Here is a 21,686-nt window from a genome sequence, read left to right as displayed (position 1 = left end):
CGTGGCGACCATCATGAAGAAAGTGGATGCGGTGATTGTTGGTTTCGGCTGGACCGGCGCAATCATGGCCAAGGAGCTGACAGAAGCTGGCCTCAACGTGGTAGCGCTGGAGCGCGGCCCGATGCAGGACACTTACCCAGACGGCAACTATCCCCAGGTCATCGACGAATTGACCTACAGCGTGCGTAAGAAGCTGTTCCAGGACATCTCCAAAGAAACGGTGACCATTCGCCACAGCGTGAATGACGTTGCCCTGCCCAATCGTCAGTTGGGCGCGTTCTTGCCGGGTAATGGCGTTGGTGGCGCGGGGCTGCACTGGTCGGGCGTGCATTTTCGCGTTGATCCGATCGAGTTGCGTATGCGCAGCCATTACGAAGAGCGCTACGGGAAGAACTTCATTCCCAAGGACATGACCATCCAGGACTTCGGCGTCAGCTATGAAGAGCTGGAGCCGTTTTTCGACTATGCGGAAAAAGTCTTCGGCACCTCCGGGCAAGCCTGGACCGTTAAAGGCCAACTGGTCGGCGAAGGCCGTGGCGGCAACCCCTACGCACCGGATCGTTCCAACCCGTTCCCGCTTGAAGCGCAGAAAAATACCGTCTCCGCCCAGCTGTTTCAGAAAGCGGCGACCGACGTAGGTTACAAACCTTACAACCTGCCGTCGGCCAACACGTCGGGGCCGTACACCAACCCCTACGGTGCACAGATGGGCCCGTGCAACTTCTGCGGTTTTTGCAGTGGCTACGTGTGCTACATGTACTCCAAGGCCTCGCCGAACGTGAACATCTTGCCGGCCCTGCGCCAGGTACCCAACTTCGAGTTGCGGCCCAACTCCCACGTGCTCAAGGTCAACCTCGACAGCACCAAGAAAAAAGCCACCGGTGTGACCTATGTCGACGCTCAGGGCCGCGAATGCGAACAACCGGCCGACCTGGTGATTCTTGGCGCATTCCAGTTCCACAACGTGCGCCTGATGCTGCTGTCCGGCATCGGCAAACCCTACGACCCGATTACCAATGAAGGCGTGGTAGGCAGGAACTTCGCCTACCAGAACATGGGCACCATCAAGGCGTTCTTCGACAAGGACACCCACACCAACAACTTTATCGGTGCGGGCGGCAATGGCGTGGCCATCGACGACTTCAACGCCGACAACTTCGACCACGGCCCCCACGGTTTTGTCGGAGGCTCGCCGATGTGGGTCAACCAGGCGGGCAGTCGGCCAATTGCCGGTACTTCCAACCCGCCGGGTACGCCGGCCTGGGGCAGCGCCTGGAAGCGCGCCACCGCCGATTACTACACCCATCAGGTCTCCATGGATTCCCACGGTGCCCATCAGTCCTACCGCAGCAACTACCTGGACCTGGACCCGGTCTACCGCGATGCCTACGGCCTGCCGCTGCTGCGCATGACCTTCGACTGGCAAGAAAACGACATCAAGATGAACCGTTTCATGATGGAAAAAATGGGCAAAGTGGCCCAAGCCATGAACCCCAAGGCCATCGCCGTGCTGGGTAAAAAGGTCGGTGAGCATTTCAATACCGCCTCCTATCAGACCACCCACCTCAACGGTGGCGCGATCATGGGCACCGACCCGAAAACCAGTGCGTTGAACCGCTACCTGCAGTGCTGGGATGTGCACAACGTGTTCGTCCCGGGCGCGTCTGCTTTCCCACAAGGCTTGGGCTATAACCCTACCGGCCTGGTGGCAGCGTTGACTTATTGGTCGGCTCGAGCGATTCGCGAGCAGTACCTCAAAAACCCCGGCCCACTGGTTCAGGCATAAGGAGCGATGACCATGAAAGCATTCGTTATCGCCTCCCTGGCGCTATTCAGCAGTTGCTCGATCAGCGCCGCCGAAACCGACTTGATCAAGCAGGGTGAATACCTGGCACGTGCCGGCGACTGCGTGGCTTGCCACACCGCCAAGGGTGGCAAACCCTTCGCCGGTGGCCTGCCGATGGAAACCCCCATCGGTGTGATCTATTCCACCAACATCACCCCGGACAAAACCGGCCTGGGCGACTACAGCTTCGAAGACTTCGACAAGGCCGTGCGCCATGGCGTCGCCAAGAACGGTAGTACGCTTTACCCGGCGATGCCCTACCCGTCTTACGCGCGTGTCAGCGACAGCGATATGCAAGCGCTGTATGCGTACTTCATGAAGGGCGTCGAGCCGGTCGCTCAAGAGAACAAGGACAGCGATATCCCCTGGCCTTTGAGTATGCGTTGGCCGTTGGCCGCGTGGCGCTGGATGTTTGCGCCGGCGGTCGAGGCGCAGCAGGCCCAAGCCGCTGCGGATCCGGTGATCAGCCGTGGCGCGTACCTGGTGGAGGGCCTGGGACATTGCGGCGCCTGCCATACGCCGCGTGCCCTGACCATGCAGGAAAAAGCCCTGAGTGCCACTGACGGCAATGACTTCCTGTCTGGCAGCGCGCCGCTGGAGGGCTGGATTGCGAAAAGCCTGCGCGGCGACCACAAGGACGGCCTCGGCAGCTGGAGCGAAGAGCAACTGGTGCAGTTTCTCAAGACCGGCCGCAGTGACCGCAGTGCGGTGTTCGGCGGTATGAGCGATGTTGTCGTCCATAGCATGCAGTACATGTCGGAAGATGACCTGACGGCTATCGCCCGATACCTCAAGAGCCTGCCGGCAGTCGATCCGAAGGACCAGCCGCACCAGTACGACAAGCAGGTAGCCGAAGCGCTTTGGAAAGGCGATGACAGCAAGGCGGGCGCCTCGGTGTATATCGACAACTGCGCGGCCTGCCACCGCACCGATGGTCATGGCTATACGCGGGTGTTCCCGGCGCTGGCGGGCAACCCGGTAGTGCAGACGGCGGACGCCACCTCGTTGATCAACATCGTGCTGAACGGCGGCACCTTGCCGGCGACGCACACTGCGCCTTCTACCTTCACCATGCCGGCGTTCGCCTGGCGCTTGTCGGACCAGGAAGTGGCGGATGTGGTCAGCTTTATCCGTGGCAGTTGGGGCAACCAGGGTGCTCCGGTAAACGCCAGCGATGTGGCGGACCTGCGCAAAAACGATATGCACACCACCTCGGGTGATGATCTGGGGCAGGTGACGCAAAAGCACTGATTTTACCCCCGCCGCCCAACGGCACTGGTCAGCAGCCTCGCGTCTCGATACTGTATATAAAAACAGTATCGAGGCGTTTTCATGACTACTGCGCTGCCGCCCCGGGGCCGGGGCACGGCCACCAACCTGCATAACCGGTTTGCACCTACGCTCAGCGTGGCCGAGGACGACGGCTGGTACCAGGAGGTGCCGCCCACTCAGGGCACCGAGGTACGTATCGAGATGGCCAAAACCATCATCACCCGCAACAACTCGCCGGATTTGCCGTTCGATCGCTCGATCAACCCTTACCGCGGCTGTGAGCATGGGTGCATCTATTGTTATGCGCGGCCCAGCCATGCCTATTGGGACATGTCGCCAGGGCTCGACTTCGAGACCCGGCTGATCGCCAAGAGCAATGCGGCCGATGTGCTGGAGCAACAGCTGTCCAAGCCTGGCTATGTGTGCGCGCCGATCAACCTGGGCTCCAACACCGATCCGTACCAGCCTATCGAGCGCGAATACAGGATCACGCGGCAAATCCTTGAAGTGCTGCTACGCTACCGGCACCCGGTGACGATCATCACCAAGGGCTCGCTGATCCTGCGTGATCTGGACCTGCTCACCGAGTTGGCCCGTCAGCGCCTGGTGGCGGTGATGATCAGCCTCACCAGCCTGGATGACGAGCTCAAGCGCATCCTGGAGCCCCGCACGGCGGCGCCCAAGGCCCGATTGCGGGCCATTCGGGTGATGCGCGACGCGGGTATCCCGGTGGGCGTGTTGTGCTCACCGATGATTCCGATGATCAACGACAGTGAGCTGGAAAGCCTGCTGACCGAGGCTCATGCGGCCGGTGCGCAAAGCGCGGCGTACATGATGCTGCGCCTGCCATTGGAGGTAGCGCCGCTATTCGAGGAATGGCTGGCGGCACACTATCCGCAACGTGCGGCTCATGTGATGAGCCTGGTGCGTCAGGTGCGCGGCGGTGAGGTGTATGACAGTCGCTTCGGTGTACGCATGAGGGGTGAAGGGCCGTTTGCCGATTTGCTGGCTCAACGCTTCAGCAAGGCGATCAAGCGTTTGGGGTTGAATCGACGCGAAGGATTCAACCTGGATTGCAGCGTATTCTGCCCACCGGGCAGGCAGATGGCATTGTTGTAAACTGAAGAAGATGGCGGTGAAGTTGCTGTAGGAATGGTCGCGTTTTGACATCACTGAAACCCGCGTTCTAGAGCGGTTCATTCAGTTTGAGTTAAGTTTCAGTGGTTACCTTGTTCAGCGAGTGACTGACGAGTCGACGCCTTGGCCTGCGGTGCTTTTACAACTATTTCACTGTGCTGGCGTCGAATTGACCTGACCCCCTTCCCTGCATTGATCAAGAGGATGAATCATGAGTGACAAGGATAAACAGCCGTTGGCTGCGTCGGCTTCAGCCCCTGTGGCGGAGTCCGCCGATGCAGCGTTGCAACATATCGTTGACGGCTTTTTGCATTTCCATCACGACGTCTTCCCCCAGCAGGAAGAACTCTTCAAGAAACTTGCCACGGCCCAGAGCCCACGGGCAATGTTCATTACCTGCGCCGATTCGCGCATCGTGCCCGAGCTGATTACCCAAAGCTCCCCTGGCGACCTGTTCGTGACCCGTAACGTCGGTAACGTGGTGCCTCCCTACGGCCAGATGAACGGTGGCGTCTCCACGGCCATCGAATACGCGGTGCTTGCCCTTGGCGTACAGCACATCATTGTGTGCGGGCACTCCGACTGCGGCGCCATGCGCGCGGTACTCAACCCCGACAGCCTGGAAAAGATGCCGACGGTCAAGGCATGGTTGCGTCACGCCGAGGTCGCCAAGACCATGGTCCACGACAACTGCGACTGCGCCAACGAAGGCGAGAGCATGGCGGTGCTGACCGAAGAAAACGTTATCGCCCAACTGCAACATTTGCGCACCCACCCTTCCGTGGCTTCGCGCATGGCCAATGGTCATTTGTTTATCCATGGCTGGATCTACAACATCGAGACCAGCGAAATTCGAGCCTACGATGCGGACAAAGCGGCGTTCCGACCGCTGAACGGCACCGAGCCGATCCCTTCAGCGACGCCTAAAGCGCGCTTCTAACACACTTCCCTGCCGGGTAACGCGGTGGCTGCCATGGACGCAGCCAGGCTTTACCGTGCCCGGCGAATGCCTCGGGAGAGTCATCATGCGTGCTGCTCAATTGAAAGCTGTATTGCCACGGGAGCTGCTCGCCTCGGTGGTTGTGTTTCTGGTCGCCCTGCCGCTGTGCATGGGCATTGCGATTGCGTCCGGTATGCCGCCGGCCAAGGGGCTGATCACCGGGATCATCGGTGGCCTGGTGGTGGGCTGGTTGGCGGGGTCGCCGCTGCAAGTCAGCGGCCCGGCGGCGGGTTTGGCGGTACTGGTGTTCGAACTGGTGCGCCAGCACGGCATGATGATGCTGGGCCCGATCCTGTTGCTGGCCGGCTTCCTGCAACTGGTGGCCGGGCGTCTGCGCCTGGGCTGTTGGTTTCGTGTCACGGCGCCAGCGGTTGTCTACGGCATGTTGGCGGGGATCGGCGTGCTGATTGTGCTCTCGCAGATCCATGTGATGCTCGATGGGGCGCCCAAGCCCTCCGGGCTGGATAACCTGGCAGGCTTTCCGGCGGCGGTGGCTGAAGCGGTTCCGACCCTCGGTGGCGGGCTCGGGTGGCAGGCTGGCCTGCTAGGGCTGTCGACCATGTTGGTCATGTACCTGTGGGACAAATTCCGCCCACGGCAATTGCGGTTTGTGCCGGGCGCCCTGCTGGGTGTGGGCCTGGCGACCGTCACCAGCCTGGTGCTGGCATTGCAGGTCAAGCGCGTTGAAGTCCCGGAAAATCTCGCGGATGCCATCGATTGGCTACGCCCCAGTGATCTGCTCAACCTGGCTGACCCACAGCTGTTGATCGCAGCTTTCGCGGTGGCGTTTATTGCCAGCGCCGAAACCCTGCTGTCTGCCGCAGCGGTGGACCGTATGCACAGTGGCCAGCGTTCCGATTTCGATAAGGAGTTGTCTGCCCAAGGTGTCGGCAACATGCTGTGCGGCCTGGTGGGTGCTCTGCCGATGACCGGCGTGATCGTGCGCAGCTCGGCCAATGTCCAGGCTGGCGCCACCACACGTATGTCGGCGATGTTCCATGGCCTGTGGCTGCTGGGCTTCGTGCTCTTGCTGTCGAGCGTGTTGCAAAGCATCCCGGTCGCGAGCCTGGCGGGTGTGCTGGTGTACACCGGGATCAAGCTGGTGGACGTCAAGGCGTTCAAGGCGCTGGGGCGTTATGGGCGGATGCCGATGTTCACCTATGCAGCCACGGCACTGGCAATCATCTTTACCGACTTGCTGACCGGTGTGCTGGTGGGCTTCGGGCTGACCCTGGTCAAGCTGGCATTCAAGGCGTCCCGATTGAAAGTCAGCCTGGTCGACCTGCCCCAGGACGGTGAGATGGAGTTGCGTTTGACCGGTGCCGCGACCTTTCTCAAGGTGCCGGCGCTGACGCAGGTGCTGTCTTCGGTGCCTGCGGGGACCACGTTGCACGTGCCGCTGAGTAACTTGAGTTACATCGACCACTCTTGTCTGGAATTGCTGGAGGAGTGGGGGCGGGCCAATGCGGCCAAGGGCTCGACGCTGGTGATCGAGGCACGGGGATTGAAGCGCCGGCTGGAAGGCCGAGTGCGTACGACGGTGGGGATCGGATCAGCGCCTGTCTGAGCGCCAAAAAATTGTGGGAGCCGGGCTTGCCCGCGATGGCGTAGTGTCAGCCAACAAATTAGCTGACTGACCCACCACCATCGCGGGCAAGCCCGGCTCCCACATTGGATCTTTATCGGATCTGAAATTTACGCCATCTGATCCAGCGACAGCTCAACCCCTAGCTGGCGCGACAGGCATGGCCAGCGCTTCCACGCCGCTTCTGTTTCCGGGCTTTTGAGCTGTTCGCGATAGGCCTCGACCGACTCCAGCGCAAAACTTTCTTCGTTGAGCATTTCATCCACTGCGTGGTGTACGGCCTCATCCAATTGGTTGGCGAATGTTTCGCCGATCAATCGATGCGCAATCACGTTGGCCACGGTGGTATCCGCCGGGATTAACGGCTGGCCGAAATGCTTGATGTACAGGTCATTGACCTCTTCCACCAGGCGATGGGCCAGGTAAGCCTCGTCCAGCAGGCCGTCCAGACCTTCGTGCCCGGCCAGGATCGCGGGCGGTTGGAGGAAAAAGTGTTCGGCGATTTTCAGCACCGGCTTGATCTGGCTTTCAATTCCGGCCTCGCGGGCCACGTCATTGGCGGCGTCCAACAAATCGGGAACCAGGTCGATATAAGCGGTGACAAAACGCGTCATGACGATGTTGCGATCACCGTCAGCCAGGGAAATGGCCGAGTGCAGGTGCGGCAATTGTTGTTCCAGCTGAGTGGCAAGCTGGCCGGTGCTGGCTTCGTGTTGATGGGCACGGGAAATCTGCTCGCGCAATGCGGCGGTGTTCATGAAGGCTCCAGTGAAACAGGCGTAGGAAAAGGGAGAGGATAAGGTAGTTCGTTTATACGAGCGCCTAAGACGCATTTGTCATAATTATTTCATGGTTATACGCGGGCGTTATATCGAAATGCCATCGTTCGTCGGATAAACGATTCCGCCGCCCATTTTACGGGCTCCGTCTGTCTGTTTCTATTGATTTGCCCCCACGCATTGCGGGGTTGCTACGGCTGTCTATACTCGATTTTGTACGCAATTAGCTGATGACGCCCAACTGCATGACGCAGGCAAGGCTTGGCGGTTGTAAGCAGTATGGAAGCCGCTCCCTTGGCCGCAGGTGCAAACCGGCGGGATAACAAGAAACATAAAGGGGAACCCGCAATGACGCGACATCCACACGTTTGGATGGGCCTCCTGTTGTGGTCGGTATTCGGCCAGGCGCACGCCGCCTGGACAACGAATATGGCGCCAGGGGCTACTGAAGTCAGTCACGCCGTGTTTGACCTGCACATGACCATTTTCTGGATCTGTGTGGTGATCGGCATCGTCGTGTTTGGCGCGATGTTCTGGTCGATGATCCTGCACCGTCGCTCCACGGGCCAGGTCGCGGCCAAGTTCCACGAGAGCACCACCGTGGAAATTCTCTGGACGGTTGTGCCCCTGCTGATTCTCGTGGCCATGGCCATACCGGCGACCAAGACCCTCATCAACATCTACGACAGCAGTGAGTCGGATATCGATATCCAGGTCACCGGCTACCAATGGAAGTGGCACTACAAATACCTGGGCCAGGATGTGGAGTTCTTCAGCAACCTGGCCACGCCCGCCGAGCAGATCCATAACCAGGCCACCAAGGGCGAACACTACCTGTTGGAAGTCGACCAGCCGCTGGTATTGCCGGTGGGCGCCAAGGTGCGCTTTCTGGTGACCGCCGCCGATGTGATCCATTCCTGGTGGGTGCCGGCCTTTGCGGTCAAGCGCGATGCCATCCCGGGCTTCGTCAACGAGGCCTGGACCCGCGTCGAGAAGCCCGGCATCTACCGTGGCCAGTGCGCCGAACTCTGCGGCAAAGACCACGGCTTCATGCCCATCGTGGTTGAGGTCAAATCCAGGGCCGACTACGACGCCTGGCTGGGCGAGCGCAAGGAAGAAGCGGCCAAGCTCAAGGAACTGACCTCCAAAGAGTGGACACTGGACGAACTGGTGGCCCGTGGCGACAAGGTCTACCACACCACCTGCGTGGCCTGTCACCAGGCTGAGGGCCAAGGTTTGCCGCCGATGTTCCCGGCGCTCAAGGGCTCGAAAATCGCCACTGGGCCGGCCAAAGACCATCTGAGCATCGTGTATCACGGCAAGCCCGGCACCGCGATGGCAGCTTTCGGCAAGCAGCTTTCGGAAGTGGATATCGCCGCTGTGGTGACCTATGAGCGTAACGCCTGGGGCAATAACAAAGGCGACATGGTCACGCCCAAAGATGTGCTGGCTCTGAAACAGGCGGAAAGCAAATGACGACTTTCATTGCCAATGCCCTGAATCGCCCCGCTCACTCGCACGCAGGAGAACGGCCATGAGCACTGTGATCGACCACGGTCATGCCGACCATGCCCACGGCCCCGCCAAAGGCTTGATGCGCTGGGTGCTGACCACCAACCACAAAGACATCGGCACGATGTACCTGTGGTTTGCCTTCACCATGTTCCTGCTCGGTGGCTCGTTCGCCATGGTGATCCGTGCCGAGTTGTTCCAGCCGGGCCTGCAGATCGTGCAGCCGGCGTTCTTCAACCAGATGACCACCATGCACGGTCTGATCATGGTGTTCGGCGCGGTGATGCCGGCTTTTGTCGGGTTGGCCAACTGGATGATCCCGCTGATGATCGGCGCGCCGGACATGGCCCTGCCGCGCATGAACAACTTCAGCTTCTGGCTGCTGCCGGCGGCGTTCCTGCTGCTGGTGTCCACCTTGTTCAGCCCTGGTGGCGGGCCGAATTTCGGCTGGACCTTCTACGCGCCGCTTTCCACCACCTATGCGCCGGAAAGCGTGACGTTCTTTATCTTTGCCATTCACCTGATGGGCATCAGTTCGATCATGGGGGCGATCAACGTGGTCGCCACCATCCTCAACCTGCGTGCGCCTGGCATGACCCTGATGAAGATGCCGCTGTTCGTGTGGACCTGGCTGATCACCGCGTTCCTGCTGATCGCGGTGATGCCGGTGCTGGCGGGCTGCGTGACCATGATGCTGATGGATATCCATTTCGGTACCAGCTTCTTCAGCGCGGCCGGCGGCGGTGATCCGGTACTGTTCCAGCACGTGTTCTGGTTCTTCGGCCACCCCGAGGTGTACATCATGATTCTGCCGGCGTTCGGCGCCGTCAGCTCGATCATCCCGACCTTTTCGCGCAAGCCGCTGTTTGGCTACACCTCGATGGTCTACGCCACGGCGAGCATCGCATTCCTGTCGTTCATCGTGTGGGCGCACCACATGTTCGTGGTGGGCATTCCGCTGGTAGGTGAGTTGTTCTTCATGTACGCCACCCTGCTGATCGCCGTGCCCACGGGGGTTAAAGTCTTCAACTGGGTCAGCACCATGTGGCAAGGCTCACTGACGTTCGAGACGCCGATGCTGTTTGCGGTGGCCTTCGTGATCCTGTTCACCATTGGCGGCTTCTCCGGACTGATGCTGGCGATTGCGCCGGCGGACTTTCAGTACCACGACACCTACTTTGTGGTGGCGCACTTCCATTACGTACTGGTGCCCGGCGCGATCTTTGGGATCTTCGCCTCGGCCTACTACTGGCTGCCGAAATGGACCGGCCACATGTACGACGAAACCCTGGGCAAGCTGCATTTCTGGCTGTCTTTCGTGGGCATGAACATGGCGTTCTTCCCCATGCACTTTGTAGGGCTGGCGGGTATGCCGCGGCGGGTGCCGGACTACAACCTGCAATTTGCCGACTTCAACATGGTTTCGTCCATTGGTGCCTTTATGTTCGGCGCCACACAGATCTTCTTCCTGTTCATTGTGATCAAGTGCATCCGTGGCGGCCCCCCTGCGCCGGCCAAGCCGTGGGATGGCGCCGAAGGCCTGGAATGGAGCGTGCCTTCGCCTGCGCCGTACCACACCTTCACCACGCCGCCGGAGGTCAAATGAAGCCCTCCCTATACTCCCCCTGTGGGAGCGGGCTTGCCCGCGATGGCGGTAGGTCAGGCGCTGAATCTACCAACCCCCAGGCCCTCATCGCAGGCAAGCCAGCTCCCACAGAAAGTCCAAAGCCAGGTGGGCGCCATGGCTGACTCCGTCCCGCTCAAGCGCCTGGTCACCCGCCTGCTAATCCTGGTGCTGGCGATGTTCGCCTTCGGCTTCGCGCTGGTGCCCATCTACGACGTGATGTGCAAGGCGTTCGGCATCAACGGCAAGACCGCCGGGCAGTACGAGGGCGAGCAAATGGTCGACCCTTCCCGGCAGGTGCGGGTGCAGTTTCTGTCCACCAACGCCATCGACATGGTCTGGGAGTTTCATTCCAGGGCCGATGAGATTGTGGTCAACCCGGGGGCGGTTAACGAGATGCTGTTCGTGGCCTACAACCCTACCGATAAACCCATGACCGCCCAGGCGATCCCGAGTATTTCCCCGGCCGAAGCGGCCATGTATTTCCACAAGACCGAATGCTTTTGCTTCACCCAGCAAGTGCTTCAGCCGGGTGAGCGGATCGAAATGCCGGTGCGTTTTATCGTCGACCGCGCGATGCCCAAGGATGTGAAGCATTTGACCCTGGCGTACACGCTGTTCGATATCACTGCGCGTCAGCCGCCCGTGGCCGTGAGGACCGGCGGCTAGCTACTGTTTGCCCCCTCAATCAGGAGAGCGAATACATGTCGACTCATGATACGTACTACGTACCGGCGCAAAGCAAATGGCCGATAATTGCCACGATTGGCTTACTGGTCACCGTGTACGGCCTGGCGGTGTGGTTTAACGACTTGAAGGCCGCGCGCCCCGAATCCCACGGGCCGTGGATCTTTTTCGTGGGCGGCCTGTTGTTGGCCTACATGTTGTTCGGCTGGTTCGGCGCGGTGATCAAGGAAAGCCGCGCCGGGCTGTACAGCGCGCAGATGGATCGCTCGTTTCGCTGGGGCATGACCTGGTTCATCTTTTCCGAGGTGATGTTCTTCATCGCCTTTTTTGGTGCGCTGTTCTACGTGCGCGTCTGGGCGGGGCCCTGGCTGGCGGGTGAAGGCCCCAAAGGCATCGCGCATATGTTGTGGCCGAACTTCGAGTTTGCCTGGCCGCTGCTCAATAACCCCGACCCCAAGCTTTACCCTGCGCCCAAAGGCACCATCAGCCCTTGGGGCCTGCCGTTGGTCAATACCATCCTGCTGGTGAGTTCCAGCGTGACCATCACCATTGCCCACCATGCCCTGCGCAAAGGTCATCGCGGTGCGCTCAAGCTTTGGCTGGCGATCACCGTGCTGCTGGGCCTGGCATTTCTTGGGTTCCAGGCTGAGGAATACATCCATGCTTATAAGGAGTTGGGCCTGACCCTGGGCTCAGGTGTATACGGCGCTACGTTCTTCATGCTGACGGGCTTTCACGGCGCCCACGTGACCATCGGCACCCTCATTCTGTTCGTGATGCTGATGCGCATTCTGCGTGGGCATTTCAACGCCGAGCATCAGTTCGGCTTCGAGGCGGCCAGTTGGTATTGGCACTTTGTGGATGTGGTGTGGATCGGGTTGTTTTTCTTTGTTTATGTGCTGTGAGGCGGCTTACCAAGGCGCATGAGAGACCAGTTGGCCGCTGAAAAAGCCCCAGGCGATCAAGCCCACGGTGATCACGGCCAGTACCACGCGCACGGTCAAGGCGGTGACGAGGCGGTTGGAGTTGCCCTCGTCCTTGACCAGGAAGAACAGGCCACTGAACAGGCTCACGACAGTCGCGATCAGCATCAGGGCAATGGCTGCTTTGAGCATGGTCTGGCTCCAGGGCTGCAGAGGGAGGGGCGATGAGATCCAGTATAGCCAGTGCCATGCAGCGCTTTCGTCCAGGTATCGCGCCGACACTGGTGGTGCTGGTGCTGTTACCGCTGATGGTGAGCCTGGGGTTCTGGCAGCTGTCTCGTGGGCATGAAAAACAGCTGTTGGTGGAGCGTTACGCCGAGCGCCGTGTCGCCGAGCCGATCAGCAGTGCGCAGCTCGGTGATATGGCCGACCCGGCCTTTCGCCGCGTCCATCTTCGCGGGCAATTGGACGGCGCGCACAGCGTATTGCTGGATAACCGTATGCGTGACGGCAAGGTGGGTGTCGAACTGCTGCAACCCTTTCAGGATCAGGCCAGCGGCCTGTGGCTACTGCTTAATCGCGGCTGGTTGCCGTGGCCGGACCGGCGTACGCCGCCGGCCTTCTCCACGCCTGAGCAGGCATTGAATCTCGACGCCTGGGTGTACGTCGCCCCCGGCGAGACCTTCCAGCTGCATGCCGACCCTGCCAGCGCGCAATGGCCGCGCTTGCTCACTGCGCTACACCCCGCCGCGCTGTGGGAAGAGCTGGGGCGCAGCGGCTTTGCCTACGAACTGCGTGCCGAAGCGGGCCCCGGTACGTACGAAACCACCTGGCCTGTCGTTGGCATGGGCCCGGAAAAACACCTGGCTTACGCCGTGCAGTGGTTCGCCATGGCGCTGGCGTTGCTGGTGCTTTACCTCTACCTCGGATGGCACAACAAAAAGGAGAAGCCCCATGGGAGCGGCCATGAATCCACCCAGCACGTCTGAAGCACCGGACCGGCGCAAAGGGCGCTGGCAGCTGATCTTGATCCTGATGATGGTGATCGGCCCGATGGTGCTGGCCACCTTCATGTACAAATTGCAGTTCTGGGTGCCGGACAGCCGCAGCTATCACGGTGAACTGATCGGTAATGGTCAGACCCGTGCCGATATCGGCGTGCAGGCTGATGAGGATCGTTGGCAACTGCTGGTTACCGCACCCACCGCCTGCGCCGCCGATTGCCAGCAACTGGTGTACCTGGCGCGCCAACTGCAAATCAGCCTTGGCCGTGATGCGTCCCGCGCCAGCCATGCCCTGGCGGCTGCACAACCGCTGAGCACCGACTACGAGGCCAAGCTAAAAGCTGAATACCCGCAACTGCAGCGCTATCCGCTGGATGTGTCGACCTTTGCCAGGAACGCCGCCGCGCCCGGCGAGTCGCAGCTGTGGATCGTCGACCCCCACGGCAACCTGGTGCTGCGCTACGACGCCAGGGTCAAGGGCAAGGACTTGCTCAACGACCTGCGCCTGCTGCTGAAACTGTCGAACATCGGATAAGGGCACCGTTATGGCCAAGCCTGGATTTCGCCTCGCGCTGTTTGCCACCTTGTTGGCGCTGATTGTCGTGCTGCTCGGTGCCTATACCCGCCTGACCCACGCCGGGCTCGGCTGCCCGGACTGGCCCGGCTGCTACGGCTTTATCAGCGTGCCGCAAAGCGAAGCCCAGTTGGCCCATGCCGAACTGCATTTTCCGGATGCGCCGGTGGAGGCCGACAAGGGCTGGGCAGAAATGACCCATCGCTACTTCGCCGGCACCCTGGGTTTGCTGATTGCGCTGCTGGCGGCGCGTGCGTGGAGCCATCGACGTGACCCGGGCCAGCCGGTGAAATTGCCACTCTTTGTGTTAGTGGTGGTGCTTGCTCAAGCGGCGTTCGGCATGTGGACGGTGACGTTAAAGCTGTGGCCGCAGGTAGTGACGGGGCATCTGCTGGGTGGCTTTGCGACCTTGAGCCTGTTGTTTCTGCTCACCCTGCGCCTGTCCGGTGTGCTGCCAGCCTTGATTGTGCCCAGGCGCCTGCAATATTGGGCAACGGCGGGGCTGGTGCTGGTGATCGGGCAGATCGCGCTGGGGGGTTGGGTCAGTTCCAACTACGCGGCCGTGGCCTGCGTCGACCTGCCGACCTGCCACGGCCAATGGTGGCCGGCGGCGGACTTTGCCAATGGCTTTCACCTGACCCAGCACATTGGCCCCAATTACCTGGGCGGCCAACTCGACAGCGAGGCGCGTACGGCCATCCACCTGACCCATCGTATCGGCGCAGTGCTGGTGACCCTGGTGCTGTTGGGGCTGGCCTGGCAACTGCGTGCAGTGGGCATGACGCGGCTGGCGGGCTTGCTGTTGATCGCACTGGCGGCGCAAGTCTGCCTGGGAGTGAGCAACGTGGCGTTCGGCCTGCCGCTGCCGGTGGCGGTGGGTCACAACGCGGGCGGAGCGGCCTTGTTGCTGAGCCTGGTGCTGGTCAATTACCACGCTCGCACCAGCCTGGTCCGGATTCGCGCCCCGCTGCCGCTCGGCTGGCGGTTCAGCCCGCGCAAACAGGTTTCAGGCCTGATCACCCTTAAAGGAGAGATGCCATGGCGACCCTGATCGGCGCAGGCCACGATCGGGCAATCTGGCGTGACTACCTGGAGCTGACCAAGCCCAAAGTAGTGGTGCTGATGCTGATCACCTCGCTGGTGGGCATGTTCCTGGCCACTCGTGCCGGCGTGCCGTGGACGGTGCTGGTGTTCGGTAACCTGGGCATTGCCCTGTGTGCGGGCGGCGCAGCAGCGGTGAACCATGTGGTTGATCGGCGGATTGATGCACTGATGGCACGCACCCATAAGCGGCCGCTGGCCGAGGGGCGCGTATCGCCCGCTGCGGCATTGGTCTTTGCGCTGTTTCTGGCAGTGGCCGGCCTGGCGCTGCTGTTAGCGTTCACCAACCCTCTGGCGGCTTGGCTGACATTGGCGTCGCTGCTCGGCTACGCGGTGATCTACACCGGCTTTCTGAAGCGGGCGACACCACAAAATATCGTCATCGGTGGCCTCGCCGGGGCAGCGCCGCCGCTGCTGGGTTGGGTGGCCGTCACTGGGCATGTGAGTGCCGAACCCCTGCTGCTGGTGCTGATTATCTTCGCCTGGACCCCGCCGCACTTCTGGGCTCTGGCCATTCACCGCAAAGAGGAATATGCCAAGGCCGACATCCCCATGCTGCCGGTCACCCATGGCGAGCACTACACCAAGGTGCATATCCTGCTGTATACCTTCGCCTTGCTGGCGGTGAGCCTGATGCCCTATGTCATCCATATGAGCGGGCTGCTCTACCTGGGTTGTGCGGTGGTATTGGGCGCGCGCTTTCTGCAATGGGCCTGGGTGCTGTACCGTGGCAGCAAGCCGCACGCGGCGATCAACACGTTCAAGTACTCTATCTGGTACCTGCTGCTGCTGTTCATCGCCCTGCTCGTAGACCACTACTTACTGTTGAACCTATGACTCGAACTCAAAAAACCGTCTTCATCCTCGTGGCCCTGGTGGCGTTGATCATGGGCCTGACCGTCAACAAAGTGCTCTCGGGCAAAGGCCAGGGCGACCCGACCGCGCTGATCGACGCTGGCATCATCCTGCTGCCGCAAAGCCGTCAGTTGCCCGCAGTGAGCATGACCAACCAGGACGGCCAGCCGGTGCTGGTCAATGAATTGAAAGGCAAGTGGAGCCTGCTGTTCTTCGGCTACACCTTCTGCCCGGACATCTGCCCGACCACCCTCGCCCAACTGCGCCAGATCAAGAGTGAGCTGCCCAAAGAGGCTGTGGATAAGTTGCAGGTGATTTTGGTCAGCGTTGATCCGAACCGCGATACTCCGGCCCAGCTCAAGCAGTACCTGGGTTACTTCGACCCGCAATTTCAGGGTCTGACCGGCGCGAATGTTGAGGAGGTGCAGAAGGTTTCGAATGCGGTGAGCATTCCCTTCATTCCGGCGGATACCAGCAAGCCGAACTACACCGTCGACCACAGCGGTAACCTGGCACTGATCGGCCCGGATGGTACTCAGCGTGGGTTTATTCGTGCGCCGTTGAACAACCAGAAGCTGATGGCGCAGTTGCCGGGGTTGCTACAGCGCAAGTAAAGGCGACACAAAGCAAAGGTGGGAAGGGCAACGCCTGGTGGCAGGCTTTTGTAGGAGCGAGCTTGCTCGCGAGAAACCCATAGGCGCCGTGTTCATTCAGGAGGCGCGCGTTATCGTTGACGTTTTTCGCGAGCAAGCTCGCTCCTACAAGAGGGCAATGCCGCATTGCCCTCTCCCACATTTTGATCTTCAGTTTTTTGCAGATCGGTTGGATCAGAAGGCCGGCTTGATCGCGCCTTTGTATTTTTCTTCGATGAATTTTTTCACTTCAGGCGTGTGCAGGGCTGCAACCAGCTTCTTCACTGCGTCCGCATCCTTGTTGTCTTCGCGGGTTACCAGGATGTTCACGTAAGGCGAGTCGCTGCCTTCGATCACCAGGGCATCCTTGGATGGGTCCAGCTTGGCTTCCAGGGCGTAGTTGGTGTTGATCAGTGCCAGGTCGACCTGGGTCAGCACGCGCGGCAGGGTGGCGGCTTCCAGTTCGCGGAACTTGAGTTTTTTATCGTTGCCGGTGATGTCCTTGACGGTCGACAGGATGTCGGTCGGGTCCTTCAGGGTGATCAGACCGTTCTTGGCCAGCAGCAACAGCGCACGACCGCCGTTGGTGGCGTCGTTAGGGATCACCACGTTGGCGCCGTCAGGCAGGTCGGCCAGTTTCTTGTACTTGCTGGAGTAGGCACCCAGGGGTTCCAGGTGCACGCCGCCAACGCTCACCAGGTGAGTGCCCTTAGCCTTGTTGAACTCATCCAGGTACGGCTGGTGCTGGAAGAAGTTGGCATCCAGGCGCTTTTCAGCCACTTGTACGTTTGGCTGCACGTAGTCGGTGAACACCTTGACCTGCAAATCCACGCCTTCTTTGGCAAGGGCAGGCTTCACGAATTCCAGGATTTCGGCGTGGGGCACCGGCGAAGCAGCGACCGTAATCGTCTCGGCGTGGGCGGAAAACGCGGCAACGGCGGCGAAAGCAACCAGTAGTTTTTTCATCCAGCAAGCTCCTTGTTCGGGCATCTGCCGGCTTTGAGCCGGCAATGGTCGTTATTTTCGAGAAAAATGCACCACCAGCCTGTCGCCGACGGTTTGCAGAATTTGCACCAGGATCAACAGCATTACCACGGTGACTACCATCACATCAGTCTGGAAGCGCTGATAACCAAAACGGATCGCCAGGTCACCCAGGCCGCCAGCTCCGACTACACCGGCCATGGCCGTGTAGGAAACCAGTGTAATCGCCGTCACGGTAATCGCCGCGAAAATGCCGGGGCGCGCCTCGGGCAACAGGGCGTTGGTGATGATCTGGCGCGTGCTGGCGCCCATGGATTGGGTGGCTTCGATGATGCCGCGGTCGACTTCACGCAGGGCCGTTTCCACCAGCCGCGCAAAGAATGGCGTAGCGCCTACGACCAGCGGCGGGATCGCACCGGCAACGCCCAGCGACGTGCCCGTGATCAGGACGGTGAACGGAATCATCACGATCAACAGGATGATGAACGGCAGCGAGCGCAGGATATTTACGATCAGCGATAACAGCGCGTACAGGCCTTTTTGTTCGAACAATTGGCGCGGGCTGGTCAGAAACAGCAGTACACCCAGAGGCAGGCCCAGCAGCACGGTGAAAAACAGCGAGCCGAACAGCATGGTCATGGTGTCGCCGGTGGCGAGCCAGATTTCGGACCAGTCGATGTTGGCGAAGAAACTCAGGAAAACGTCCATCAGCGCAGGACCTCCATGTGAACGTCGGCGGCGGTGAAGCGTGCAAACGCGGCTTCCATGTCACCGCCGGTGACGGCGAGGGTCAGTTGCCCGTAAGGGATGTCTTTGATGCGGTCGATACGACCGGCCAGGATGCTGTAGTCCACGCCCGTTTCGCGAGCGACTGTCCCCAGCAATGGCGCGTAGGTCGCATCGCCCTGGAACGTCAGGCGCACGATGCGGCCCGGCACATGGGCGAAGTCGTCGCGCTGCTCGCCTTCGTCAACCTGCTCGGCTTCCTGCACGAAACGCTTGGTGGTCGGATGCTTGGGGTGCAGGAACACGTCGGCGACCGAACCTTGCTCAACGATCACGCCGGCATCCATCACCGCGACCTGGTCACACACGCGGCGGATCACATCCATTTCATGGGTGATCAGCACGATGGTCAGGTTCAGCTCGCGGTTGATCTCGGCCAACAGTTGCAGGACCGACGCGGTGGTCTGTGGGTCTAGCGCGCTGGTGGCTTCGTCGCACAGCAGGATCTTCGGCTTGGTCGCCAAAGCGCGGGCGATGCCGACGCGCTGCTTCTGGCCGCCGGACAACTGCGCCGGGTACTTCCTGGCGTGGTCCGACAAACCGACGCGGGCGAGCAGTTCAGCCACGCGCTGGTCGATTTCCTTGCGCGACAGTTCACCGGCAAGCGTCAGCGGCAGCGCGACGTTGTCGGCCACGGTCTTGGACGCCAGCAGGTTGAAGTGCTGGAAGATCATCCCGACCTGCTGACGGAAGCGGCGCAGGCCGTTGGCATCCAGGGCGGTGACTTCTTCACCGTCGACCGTGATCTGCCCGCCGCTGGGTTCTTCCAGGCGGTTGATCAGGCGCAGCAGTGTGCTTTTACCCGCACCCGAGTGGCCAATCAGGCCAAACACCTGGCCGTTGGCGACGCGCAGGCTGGTGGGGTGCAGTGCGGGAATATCCTTACCGGCGACGCGGTAGGTTTTATGGACGTTTTGAAACTCGATCACGTAGCGAACCTTGTGGGGCGCATTGAAAAGGGATCAGCGGTTAGCCGGGCGCGCATTTTAGCCTGTCCATCTAGTGTTTCTTAGCATTTATTTCGTATCCATCCAGCGATTTGGCAATAACGAGACCAAAGGTCATAAAAAAGGAACGGCCCAAAACCCCATCAGTCACTACATAAGCAATTCGATGTCCCGGGTGCCGTGCCTGGGGTTTCGCTCAAACGAGCCGGGGACCGCTCTGGCCACTTTGACTAAGGAGTTTTGACTGATGAGTACCAAGAAGCCAGCCACCCCGCCCAAGAGTGAACTCGCGGGCACTGATACCCTGGACCGAGGCAATACCAACGCCAAACTGCAGGCGTTGGAAGAATTCCGTTCCGATGCAACCGGCCAGGCCCTGCGCACCAACCAGGGCGTGAAGATTTCCGACAACCAGAACAGCCTGAAAGTCGGCGCCCGCGGCCCTTCGCTGCTCGAAGACTTCATCATGCGTGAAAAGATCACGCACTTTGACCATGAGCGTATCCCTGAGCGCATCGTGCATGCCCGGGGTACCGGCGCCCATGGTTACTTCCAGAGCTATGGCGACCATTCGGCGCTGACCAAGGCCGGTTTCCTGCGCACGCCTGAGCATAAAACCCCAGTATTCGCGCGTTTTTCCACGGTGCAGGGCCCGCGCGGTTCTGGCGACACCGTGCGTGATGTGCGCGGGTTTGCCGTGAAGTTCTTCACCGACGAAGGCAACTTCGACCTGGTGGGTAACAACATGCCGGTGTTTTTCATTCAGGATGCGATCAAGTTCCCTGACTTTGTACACGCGGTAAAACCTGAGCCGCACAACGAGATTCCTACCGGCGGCTCGGCACACGACACTTTCTGGGATTTCGTCTCGTTGCAGCCGGAGTCGGCGCACATGGTGATCTGGGCCATGTCTGACCGGGCCATCCCAAAAAGCCTGCGCACCATGCAGGGCTTTGGCGTGCATACCTTCCGCTTGATCAATACCGAAGGTAAGTCCAGCTTCGTGAAATTTCACTGGCGCCCAACAGTAGGCACGTGCTCCCTGGTATGGGACGAGGCGCAAAAGCTGGCCGGCAAAGACACCGATTATCACCGCCGTGACCTGTGGGAATCGATTGAGAGCGGCGATTACCCCGAGTGGGAACTGGGTGTGCAGATCGTGGCCGAAGAAGACGAACACAAGTTCGATTTCGACCTGCTCGACCCGACCAAAATTATCCCTGAAGAGTTGGTGCCGATCACCCCGCTGGGCAAGATGGTGCTCAACCGTAACCCGGACAACTTCTTCGCTGAAGTCGAGCAGGTCGCGTTTTGCCCGGGCCATATCGTGCCGGGCATCGACTTTACCAACGACCCGCTGCTGCAAGGCCGCCTGTTTTCCTACACGGACACGCAGATCAGTCGATTGGGTGGCCCGAACTTCCATGAGCTGCCGATCAACCGCCCGGTGGTGCCTTTCCACAACGGCCAGCGCGACGCTCAGCACCGCACCGTGATTGATAAGGGGCGTGCGTCGTATGAGCCCAACTCGATTGATGGTGGCTGGCCGAAGGAAACCCCTGCCGCGCCTGCCGACGGCGGCTTTGAGTCCTACTACGAGCGCGTCGATGCCAATAAAGTGCGCGAGCGCAGCGAATCGTTCGGCGACCATTTCTCACAGGCCACGCTGTTTTACAACAGCATGAGCCACCACGAGAAAGAGCACATCATCGCGGCCTATAGCTTTGAGCTGGGCAAGGTCGAGCGCGAGTTTATTCGGGCGCGTCAGGTCAACGAGATCCTGGCCAACATTGATCTGGAACTGGCCAAGCGCGTGGCGCAGAACCTGGGCTTGCCAGCGCCGGCCAAGGGTACGGTTGCGCCAGTGAAAACATCGCTTAAAGAATCACCGGCGTTGAGCCAGGTGAATTTGCTGTCGGGCGATATCAAGACACGTAAAGTGGCGATTCTGGCGGCGAACGGCGTTGATGGTGCGGCGATTGATGCGCTTAAGGCCGCGCTGGAGGCTGAGGGTGCTCATGCCAAGTTGCTGGGGCCGACGTCGGCGCCTGTGACCACCGCCGATGGCAAGACGCTGCCGGTAGACGCTTCGATGGAAGGTATGCCGTCCATTGCCTTCGACGCCGTGTTTATCCCGGGCGGAAAAGAGTCGGTGAAAGCGCTGAGCGGCGATGGCGTGGCGTTGCATTACGTACTGGAGGCGTACAAGCACCTCAAGGCGATTGCGGTGGCCAGTGATGTGAAGCCGTTGCTGGATTTGTTGAAGCTGGAGGCGGATGCGGGGTTGATCGTGGGCGCGGATGCCAAGGCGTTCAAGGCGTTCTTTGCTGCGATTGCTCAGCATCGGGTTTGGGAGCGGGAACCAAAATCGAAGGCGATTCCGGCTTAAATCTTCGGCTGTTTTCTAAACTGCTATCGGGGGCTTGCCCCCGATGCTT

The 21,686-nt window shown here is 60.4% G+C and carries 20 protein-coding genes; 15 read left to right on the top strand and 5 right to left on the bottom strand.

All coding sequences use genetic code 11. The annotated features are described in order from the left end of the window. Position 1: 1 nt before the first annotated feature. The 5 genes from TX23_RS08475 to TX23_RS08455 all read left to right on the top strand — a co-directional run bounded on the left by TX23_RS08475 (position 2) and on the right by TX23_RS08455 (position 6,822). The gene (locus TX23_RS08475) at positions 2–1,786 is read left to right on the top strand and encodes a GMC family oxidoreductase (protein ID WP_057701812.1); all 1,785 of its coding nucleotides are present in this window, start codon (positions 2–4) and stop codon (positions 1,784–1,786) included. A gap of 12 nt (positions 1,787–1,798) precedes the next feature. Then, positions 1,799–3,097, top strand: coding sequence for a cytochrome c (locus TX23_RS08470; protein WP_057701811.1), 1,299 nt, complete (start codon positions 1,799–1,801; stop codon positions 3,095–3,097). A gap of 81 nt (positions 3,098–3,178) precedes the next feature. Then, a complete protein-coding gene (locus tag TX23_RS08465; protein WP_057701810.1) occupies positions 3,179–4,237 on the top strand; it encodes a PA0069 family radical SAM protein in 1,059 nt (352 codons plus the stop codon). A gap of 229 nt (positions 4,238–4,466) precedes the next feature. After that, complete coding sequence (locus TX23_RS08460; RefSeq protein WP_005783421.1) at positions 4,467–5,195, top strand: carbonic anhydrase; 729 nt, start codon at positions 4,467–4,469, stop codon at positions 5,193–5,195. 85 nt (positions 5,196–5,280) lie between these two features. Further along, positions 5,281–6,822: a SulP family inorganic anion transporter gene (locus TX23_RS08455; protein ID WP_057701809.1), complete on the top strand. Its 1,542-nt coding sequence runs from the start codon at positions 5,281–5,283 to the stop codon at positions 6,820–6,822. A gap of 128 nt (positions 6,823–6,950) precedes the next feature. Here the strand turns inward: TX23_RS08455 and TX23_RS08450 are convergent, their stop codons facing one another. Continuing rightward, positions 6,951–7,598: a hypothetical protein gene (locus TX23_RS08450; protein WP_057701808.1), complete on the bottom strand. Its 648-nt coding sequence runs from the start codon at positions 7,596–7,598 to the stop codon at positions 6,951–6,953. 369 nt (positions 7,599–7,967) lie between these two features. On the opposite strand from TX23_RS08450, the gene coxB reads away from it, so the two are divergent. The 4 genes from coxB (at position 7,968) to TX23_RS08430 (ending at position 12,347) form a co-directional block, all read left to right on the top strand. Beyond that, the gene (gene coxB, locus TX23_RS08445; protein ID WP_057701807.1) at positions 7,968–9,095 is read left to right on the top strand and encodes a cytochrome c oxidase subunit II; all 1,128 of its coding nucleotides are present in this window, start codon (positions 7,968–7,970) and stop codon (positions 9,093–9,095) included. A 58-nt stretch (positions 9,096–9,153) separates the two neighbouring features. Then, the gene (gene ctaD / locus TX23_RS08440; protein ID WP_057701806.1) at positions 9,154–10,737 is read left to right on the top strand and encodes a cytochrome c oxidase subunit I; all 1,584 of its coding nucleotides are present in this window, start codon (positions 9,154–9,156) and stop codon (positions 10,735–10,737) included. Between the two features lie 135 nt (positions 10,738–10,872). Next, complete coding sequence (locus tag TX23_RS08435) at positions 10,873–11,424, top strand: cytochrome c oxidase assembly protein (RefSeq protein ID WP_057701805.1); 552 nt, start codon at positions 10,873–10,875, stop codon at positions 11,422–11,424. A gap of 35 nt (positions 11,425–11,459) precedes the next feature. Further along, positions 11,460–12,347: a cytochrome c oxidase subunit 3 gene (locus TX23_RS08430; protein ID WP_044270265.1), complete on the top strand. Its 888-nt coding sequence runs from the start codon at positions 11,460–11,462 to the stop codon at positions 12,345–12,347. Positions 12,348–12,353: 6 nt separating this feature from the next. Here the strand turns inward: TX23_RS08430 and TX23_RS08425 are convergent, their stop codons facing one another. Further along, on the bottom strand, positions 12,354–12,557 hold the full coding sequence (locus TX23_RS08425; protein WP_032878566.1) for a twin transmembrane helix small protein: 204 nt from the start codon (positions 12,555–12,557) through the stop codon (positions 12,354–12,356). Between the two features lie 32 nt (positions 12,558–12,589). On the opposite strand from TX23_RS08425, the gene TX23_RS08420 reads away from it, so the two are divergent. Genes TX23_RS08420 through TX23_RS08400 form a run of 5 tightly spaced genes read left to right on the top strand, consistent with a single transcriptional unit; the run spans position 12,590 to position 16,513 of the window. Further along, positions 12,590–13,354, top strand: coding sequence for an SURF1 family protein (locus TX23_RS08420; protein WP_057701804.1), 765 nt, complete (start codon positions 12,590–12,592; stop codon positions 13,352–13,354). Continuing rightward, complete coding sequence (locus tag TX23_RS08415; RefSeq protein WP_057701803.1) at positions 13,320–13,904, top strand: hypothetical protein; 585 nt, start codon at positions 13,320–13,322, stop codon at positions 13,902–13,904. Before TX23_RS08420 ends, TX23_RS08415 begins: the two co-directional genes overlap by 35 nt. A gap of 10 nt (positions 13,905–13,914) precedes the next feature. After that, a complete protein-coding gene (locus TX23_RS08410; RefSeq protein ID WP_057701802.1) occupies positions 13,915–14,994 on the top strand; it encodes a COX15/CtaA family protein in 1,080 nt (359 codons plus the stop codon). Further along, the gene (gene cyoE / locus TX23_RS08405; RefSeq protein ID WP_057701801.1) at positions 14,982–15,881 is read left to right on the top strand and encodes a heme o synthase; all 900 of its coding nucleotides are present in this window, start codon (positions 14,982–14,984) and stop codon (positions 15,879–15,881) included. The genes TX23_RS08410 and cyoE overlap by 13 nt, the downstream gene beginning before the upstream one ends. After that, positions 15,878–16,513 (top strand): SCO family protein, encoded by a 636-nt coding sequence (locus TX23_RS08400; RefSeq protein WP_057701800.1) that lies wholly within the window; start codon positions 15,878–15,880, stop codon positions 16,511–16,513. The genes cyoE and TX23_RS08400 overlap by 4 nt, the downstream gene beginning before the upstream one ends. 213 nt (positions 16,514–16,726) lie before the next feature. On the opposite strand, the gene TX23_RS08395 is transcribed toward TX23_RS08400, so the two are convergent. The 3 genes from TX23_RS08395 to TX23_RS08385 are packed head-to-tail and all read right to left on the bottom strand — an operon-like array spanning position 16,727 to position 19,230. Beyond that, positions 16,727–17,497: a MetQ/NlpA family ABC transporter substrate-binding protein gene (locus TX23_RS08395; protein WP_057701799.1), complete on the bottom strand. Its 771-nt coding sequence runs from the start codon at positions 17,495–17,497 to the stop codon at positions 16,727–16,729. Positions 17,498–17,548: 51 nt separating this feature from the next. Then, a complete protein-coding gene (locus tag TX23_RS08390) occupies positions 17,549–18,223 on the bottom strand; it encodes a methionine ABC transporter permease (RefSeq protein ID WP_005783435.1) in 675 nt (224 codons plus the stop codon). After that, positions 18,223–19,230, bottom strand: a complete 1,008-nt coding sequence (locus tag TX23_RS08385) for a methionine ABC transporter ATP-binding protein (RefSeq protein WP_057701798.1) — start codon at positions 19,228–19,230, stop codon at positions 18,223–18,225. Before TX23_RS08385 ends, TX23_RS08390 begins: the two co-directional genes overlap by 1 nt. A 265-nt stretch (positions 19,231–19,495) precedes the next feature. Here TX23_RS08385 and katE point away from each other — a divergent pair, with 265 nt between their 5' ends. Continuing rightward, entirely contained in the window at positions 19,496–21,637 is a 2,142-nt protein-coding gene (gene katE, locus TX23_RS08380; RefSeq protein ID WP_057701797.1) for a catalase HPII, read from the top strand. Positions 21,638–21,686: the final 49 nt, after the last annotated feature.

Source organism: Pseudomonas paralactis (genome assembly GCF_001439735.1).
GTDB lineage: Bacteria > Pseudomonadota > Gammaproteobacteria > Pseudomonadales > Pseudomonadaceae > Aquipseudomonas > Aquipseudomonas paralactis.
This window is presented reverse-complemented; position numbering and strand designations above follow the sequence as displayed.

What these genes read in the sequence shown, in the direction of transcription:
- TX23_RS08460 (WP_005783421.1), top strand. Translation starts at nt 4,467, where the DNA reads ATGAGTGACAAGGATAAACAGCCGTTGGCTGCGTCGGCTTCAGCCCCT.
- TX23_RS08390 (WP_005783435.1), bottom strand. Translation starts at nt 18,223, where the DNA reads ATGGACGTTTTCCTGAGTTTCTTCGCCAACATCGACTGGTCCGAAATC.
- TX23_RS08395 (WP_057701799.1), bottom strand. Translation starts at nt 17,497, where the DNA reads ATGAAAAAACTACTGGTTGCTTTCGCCGCCGTTGCCGCGTTTTCCGCC.
- TX23_RS08430 (WP_044270265.1), top strand. Translation starts at nt 11,460, where the DNA reads ATGTCGACTCATGATACGTACTACGTACCGGCGCAAAGCAAATGGCCG.
- ctaD (WP_057701806.1), top strand. Translation starts at nt 9,154, where the DNA reads ATGAGCACTGTGATCGACCACGGTCATGCCGACCATGCCCACGGCCCC.
- TX23_RS08410 (WP_057701802.1), top strand. Translation starts at nt 13,915, where the DNA reads ATGGCCAAGCCTGGATTTCGCCTCGCGCTGTTTGCCACCTTGTTGGCG.
- TX23_RS08465 (WP_057701810.1), top strand. Translation starts at nt 3,179, where the DNA reads ATGACTACTGCGCTGCCGCCCCGGGGCCGGGGCACGGCCACCAACCTG.
- katE (WP_057701797.1), top strand. Translation starts at nt 19,496, where the DNA reads ATGAGTACCAAGAAGCCAGCCACCCCGCCCAAGAGTGAACTCGCGGGC.
- TX23_RS08415 (WP_057701803.1), top strand. Translation starts at nt 13,320, where the DNA reads ATGGGAGCGGCCATGAATCCACCCAGCACGTCTGAAGCACCGGACCGG.
- TX23_RS08400 (WP_057701800.1), top strand. Translation starts at nt 15,878, where the DNA reads ATGACTCGAACTCAAAAAACCGTCTTCATCCTCGTGGCCCTGGTGGCG.
- cyoE (WP_057701801.1), top strand. Translation starts at nt 14,982, where the DNA reads ATGGCGACCCTGATCGGCGCAGGCCACGATCGGGCAATCTGGCGTGAC.
- TX23_RS08425 (WP_032878566.1), bottom strand. Translation starts at nt 12,557, where the DNA reads ATGCTCAAAGCAGCCATTGCCCTGATGCTGATCGCGACTGTCGTGAGC.
- TX23_RS08455 (WP_057701809.1), top strand. Translation starts at nt 5,281, where the DNA reads ATGCGTGCTGCTCAATTGAAAGCTGTATTGCCACGGGAGCTGCTCGCC.
- TX23_RS08420 (WP_057701804.1), top strand. Translation starts at nt 12,590, where the DNA reads ATGAGATCCAGTATAGCCAGTGCCATGCAGCGCTTTCGTCCAGGTATC.
- TX23_RS08435 (WP_057701805.1), top strand. Translation starts at nt 10,873, where the DNA reads ATGGCTGACTCCGTCCCGCTCAAGCGCCTGGTCACCCGCCTGCTAATC.
- TX23_RS08470 (WP_057701811.1), top strand. Translation starts at nt 1,799, where the DNA reads ATGAAAGCATTCGTTATCGCCTCCCTGGCGCTATTCAGCAGTTGCTCG.
- coxB (WP_057701807.1), top strand. Translation starts at nt 7,968, where the DNA reads ATGACGCGACATCCACACGTTTGGATGGGCCTCCTGTTGTGGTCGGTA.
- TX23_RS08450 (WP_057701808.1), bottom strand. Translation starts at nt 7,598, where the DNA reads ATGAACACCGCCGCATTGCGCGAGCAGATTTCCCGTGCCCATCAACAC.